The sequence below is a fragment of the Ideonella azotifigens genome, from assembly GCF_006519715.1.
Taxonomy (GTDB): Bacteria; Pseudomonadota; Gammaproteobacteria; order Burkholderiales; family Burkholderiaceae_C; genus Ideonella; species Ideonella azotifigens.
Window position 1 is genome coordinate 1 of sequence record NZ_VIDT01000458.1, and the last position, 4,535, is coordinate 4,535.

General features: G+C 69.0%; 5 protein-coding genes. 1 reads left to right on the forward strand and 4 read right to left on the reverse strand.

The annotated features are described in order from the left end of the window. From FKP22_RS21835 to FKP22_RS21850, 4 genes are all read right to left on the reverse strand, one after another. On the reverse strand, nucleotides 1-663 hold a 663-nt coding region (locus FKP22_RS21835), incomplete at its 3' end, for a DnaJ domain-containing protein (RefSeq protein WP_141289797.1). 96 nt (nucleotides 664-759) lie between these two features. Then, nucleotides 760-951, reverse strand: a complete 192-nt coding sequence (locus tag FKP22_RS21840) for a DUF2867 domain-containing protein (protein WP_170201005.1) — start codon at nucleotides 949-951, stop codon at nucleotides 760-762. Continuing rightward, nucleotides 951-1,334: a metalloregulator ArsR/SmtB family transcription factor gene (locus FKP22_RS21845; protein ID WP_231011274.1), complete on the reverse strand. Its 384-nt coding sequence runs from the start codon at nucleotides 1,332-1,334 to the stop codon at nucleotides 951-953. Before FKP22_RS21845 ends, FKP22_RS21840 begins: the two co-directional genes overlap by 1 nt. Nucleotides 1,335-1,369: 35 nt before the next feature. Beyond that, entirely contained in the window at nucleotides 1,370-2,416 is a 1,047-nt protein-coding gene (locus tag FKP22_RS21850) for a hypothetical protein (protein ID WP_141289799.1), read from the reverse strand. A 336-nt stretch (nucleotides 2,417-2,752) separates the two neighbouring features. On the opposite strand from FKP22_RS21850, the gene FKP22_RS21855 reads away from it, so the two are divergent. Beyond that, the coding region (locus FKP22_RS21855) for a serine hydrolase domain-containing protein (RefSeq protein ID WP_170201006.1) at nucleotides 2,753-4,535 on the forward strand (1,783 nt) is incomplete at its 3' end.

Consider the following 4,535-nt stretch of genomic DNA (forward strand, 5'->3'; position numbering starts at 1 on the left):
GAGATAGAGATCGTGCCCGTCAACGCGGTACAGCGCGTGCGGCGCGAACTCGATCTCAAGGTAGAGGTCACCGGTCGGCCCGCCGCCGAACCCGGGCGAGCCCTGGCCGGCCAGACGGATCTGCTGGCCGGCACGAATGCCCTTCGGGATTCCGACTTGCAGCGTGCGCTCGTGCAGCACCATCTGGCCGCTGGCGTCCAGCGTCGGGCTGTGCAGGCTCAGCTCGCGCGTCGCGCCGCGGAAGCTGTCTTCGAGCGGCACCACGATCTTTGCGTGGTGGTCCTGTCCGCGTTCGCTGTGGCGCGCACGGGCACCGCGGCGCGCGGCGCCAAAGAGCGATTCGAAGAAGTCGCTGTGGCTGCCGTCGCCGAAGCCGTCCGGCGGGCCGCCGCTGAACTCGAAGCCCGCGTCCCAGCCCGGGGGCGGGCGGAACTCCTCGCCGCCTTGCCGGCCCTGGCCGATGTTGTCGTAGGCGGCGCGCCTCTCCGGGTCGCGAAGCACCTCGTGGGCCTCGTTCAGTTCCTGCATGCGCGCCTGCGCATCCGGCACCTTGCTGACGTCCGGATGGTACTTGCGGGCGAGGCGCCGGAAAGCCTTCTTGATGTCCTCCGCGCTCGCCGTGCGCTCGACACCGAGTAGCTTGTAGTAGTCCTTGAACTCCATGGGGGCGGCCTTCGTACCGGCTCTTGCCGGGCGAAGGCGATCGTGCCACCGATGCGCGCGTCGTGCTTGATGTGCATCAGATCGGCGGGATGGCCGTCACCTGAACGCCGTCTCCACTGCCCCCATCGCATGCGCCAGCATCGTTGGCGCGATGTACTTCCGGTGCGTCGCGGAGATGGCGGCCATGTACAGGCGGCCGAACAGGTTCTTGCATGCGACGCGGGTCGACAGCGCGAATTCGATGGCGCCTTGGTCCAGCAGGCGCACGCTGGCGCAGGTGCGGAACATCAGGTGCCTGTCGTCTGCGCCGAGGATGACCTGGGCCAATCGCTCGTCGGCTTCGATCTGTGGCGCGCGGACTGGGTGGCAGTGCGCTTCCTGGCCTTGGCCGGCGCAGCGCTTTCCTTTTTGAGCGGCCCGTCGACAGGGCAGAAGGCCGCGACGAAGTTGTGTAGCGTGCCGAGCATGTTGTCGTCGACCAGGCTGTAGTGCACGAACTGGCCGCGCTTCTCGCGCTTCACCAAGCCCGCCTGTTCGAGGACGCGCAAATGCTTGGAAAGCGATGGCTTGGTCATCTCGAAACACTCGGCGATCCCGCCCACGGTCAAGGGTGCCTCTGACAGGTAGGCCCGGATCTTCCGGTGCGGCGTGGACGCCGGCACCGAGAACACGTTAGCCAATTATTCGCATGGTGACACCGTGGGCTTCACATTTCACCGACTCGCCCCGCGGCCCTCGGCAGCTTCACCACGAAGGGCCGCATTTCTGCCGTGCCGGCGCGGAACGCGGCGCCGGTGACCAGGCCTGCGGCGTTGATGCCGGTGGCATAGCTGAGGTACCAGCCGTCGGCGCGGGCCTCGTCATCCAGGAAGTCGTTCAGGTCCACGGCCACGTCGTCCTGCCAGTAGACGGCGTGGAACAGCGTGTCGCTGGGAATGCTGGCCCAGCCGGCGATCTGGCCGGCGTTGTTGACGGCCGCGCCGCTGCTGAAGCTGCCGCCCAGCGTGCCGAGCAAAACCCGCGTGCCATCTGGCAGCCAGCGAACAGCCCGGCTGGCATCGTCCATGCCCACGATGTGGCCGCTGTCGTTGATCTGGTTGGCATAGCCGGGTCCGAGGTCCAGCATGTTGCCGTCTCGCCAGAGCACGGCGTGGATGGCGCTGTTGTTTGCCGTGGCGCTGGCGCCCACCACCTGGCCGGCGCGGTTCAGCCCGTAGGCGCTGCTGAAGCTGCCGCCCAGCGTGCCCAGGTCTACCGCCTGGCCGCCTGCGGGCCAGAGGGTGGCGCGGGCGTCCAGCGTGTTGGTCACCACGAAGGTGCTGTAGCCGGCCACCAGGCCGCTGGCGTTGACGGCCACCGCCGTGCTGTAGCGGCCGGTGCCTTGCGTGCCCAGGTCTTGCGCGTGGTAGCCGATGCTGCCGCGGCGCCACAGCGTGGCATGCGGGTCGCCGTTGGCCGCGACGCTGACGCCCACCACCCAGCCGCGCTCGTTGGCATCGTTGGCCGTCGCGTAGCCCTGGTTGCTGAGACCGGGCAGCACGATGGACACGCCGTGCTGCCAGAGCGTGGCATGCACAGGCGAAGCGCCGCCCGCGCCGCTGGTGCCCGCCACCAGCCCCCAGTCGTTCAAGCCCACGCCGCTGCCCTGGAGCGCACCTGCCGGCAGCGGGAGCAGGGTCACCTGGCCGGCCGGGAACTCTGCCGCCAGCGCCTGCATGCCCAGGCACAGGCCCGTGACCAGGAGACCGTGCACCACAGCGCGCGCAGGGCGAGGCGCAGAAAGTTGCGAGAGAACAGCTGCTGCAATGCGACCCATGGCCTTGTCTCCTGCCGTGGCGAGCCGGGCGGGCTCGCATGATGAGCTGGCCAGCATAGGCCTGTGCCGGAGGGGCACAAGCGAGGGACAACGCCACTCCCCAAGCGTGATCCCGGGCAATCGCCCGCGCTGCAGCCGATGTTGATCGCACGCCGCTGCAGCTGGTCCGCCCATGCGGCCGTTCGTCGCAAGCGCGCCTGTACGCCAGGGGGTGTCGCTAAGCTCGTCCAGATCAACACCAACCCCTCGCGCAACATGCCTGCAACGCCCCCGATGACCTTGCCCCGCCTGTCGGCCGCCTTGTTGAGCGCCGTGTTCGCGGCCGGTGCCCACCCGGTCTGGGCCGCCGAGGATGTGGCGGCCAAGGTGGCTGCCGTCGAAAACGGCCTGCGTCCGCCGGTGAGCTTCGAGGGAGACAAGCCGTGGTCGCTGGCCGAACGCATGCGGCACTACGGCGTGCCGGGCGTCACCCTCACGGTGGTCAACAACGGCAGCATCGCCTGGACCCGCACCTACGGCCTGGCGGACCGGGAGGCCGGCATACCGATGACGGCCAGCACTCTGCTGCTGGCCGGCTCGGTCAGCAAACCGGTGGCGGCCTACGGGGCGCTCAGCATGGTGCAAACCGGTGAACTGAGCCTGCAGCAGCCGGTCAATGCGCGGCTGAAATCCTGGCAGATCCCGGCCAACGAATTCACCGACAAGGTGCCGGTGACGCTGGCCCACCTGCTCAGCCACACCGGCGGGCTCACGGTGCATGGCTTCAACGGCTACACGGCGGGCACCCCGTTCCCGGACACCGTGGCCATCCTCAACGGCGCGCCGCCTGCCAACTCTGCCCCGGTGAGGGTCGACCAGCTGCCCGGCAGCGCCTGGCGCTATTCCGGCGGCGGCTACACCGTGGCCCAGCTGCTGATGGCCGACGTGGCCCGGCAGAGCTTCCCGGTGCTGATGCAGCAACGCGTGCTGGGCCCGCTGGGCATGGTGGACAGCAGCTTCAGCAATCCCCTGCCGGCCGCGCTGCTGCCGCGTGCCGCCGCAGGCGTGCTGCCCGACGGCAGCGCGCTGACCGGCAAGCGCAACACCTATCCCGAAATGGCCGCGGCCGGACTGTGGACCACCTCACAAGACCTGGCCAGGTTCGTGATCGAAATCCAGCAGGCGCTCAAGGGCCAGAGCCCTCGGGTGTCTGCCGCGCTGGCGCAGGACATGCTCACGCCGCGCCTGGGCAGCGGCTACGGCCTGGGCCTGGGCATGCCGGATTTCGACGGCCAGAAATACTTCGCCCACGGCGGCTGGGACGAAGGCTTCTGCACGATGCTCATCGGCAGCCAGACCAGTGGCCAGGGCGTGGTGGTGATGATCAACGCCAACCAGCCCGCCTTGATGAGCGAGCTGCAGCAAGCCGTCGCCTTTGCCTATGGCTGGCCCGGCGTGAAAGCCCATGCAGCCCTGTCCACCAGCGCCCAGGCGCTGGCCAGCGCGCCCGGGCGTTACCGCGTCAACGGTGAGCAGGTGGCCGTGGTGACCCGTGACGGCAACCGCCTGCAACTGGGCTTTGCCGGCCTGCCGAGCAGCGAGCTGGTGACCATTGGCGCCAACCGCTACCTGCAGCGCGAGCAGCCGCGCGAACGCAGCTTCGAGCTGGGCACCGATGGCGCGCAAGCCCTGCTGCTGCATGGCCCGGAAGGAAAGACCGAGCGGCTGCCGCGCCTGCGCGACGGCGAACGCCTGCCGCGCGAGCTGCTGCTGGCCGGTGAATACGAGCCCGCGCTGAAGGCCTACCAGGCGCTGCGGGATGCCAGGGATGATGCCGGCAAAGAGAGCTACCTCAATGAGGTCGGCATGAACCTGGTCACGCAGCGTCAATTGGAGACCGGCCTGGCCGTGCTCAAGATCAATACCGCGCTCTACCCGAACGCCGCCAACACCTGGGACAGCCTTGGCGCTGCCTACCTGGCCCAGGGCAACAAGGCCCTGGCCCGCGAAAGCTACCAGCACGCGCTGCGCATCGACCCCGTCTTCCCGTCCGCCAAGGAAGCGCTGCTGCGCCTGG

What these genes read in the sequence shown, in the direction of transcription:
- FKP22_RS21840 (WP_170201005.1), bottom strand. Translation starts at nt 951, where the DNA reads ATGTTCCGCACCTGCGCCAGCGTGCGCCTGCTGGACCAAGGCGCCATC.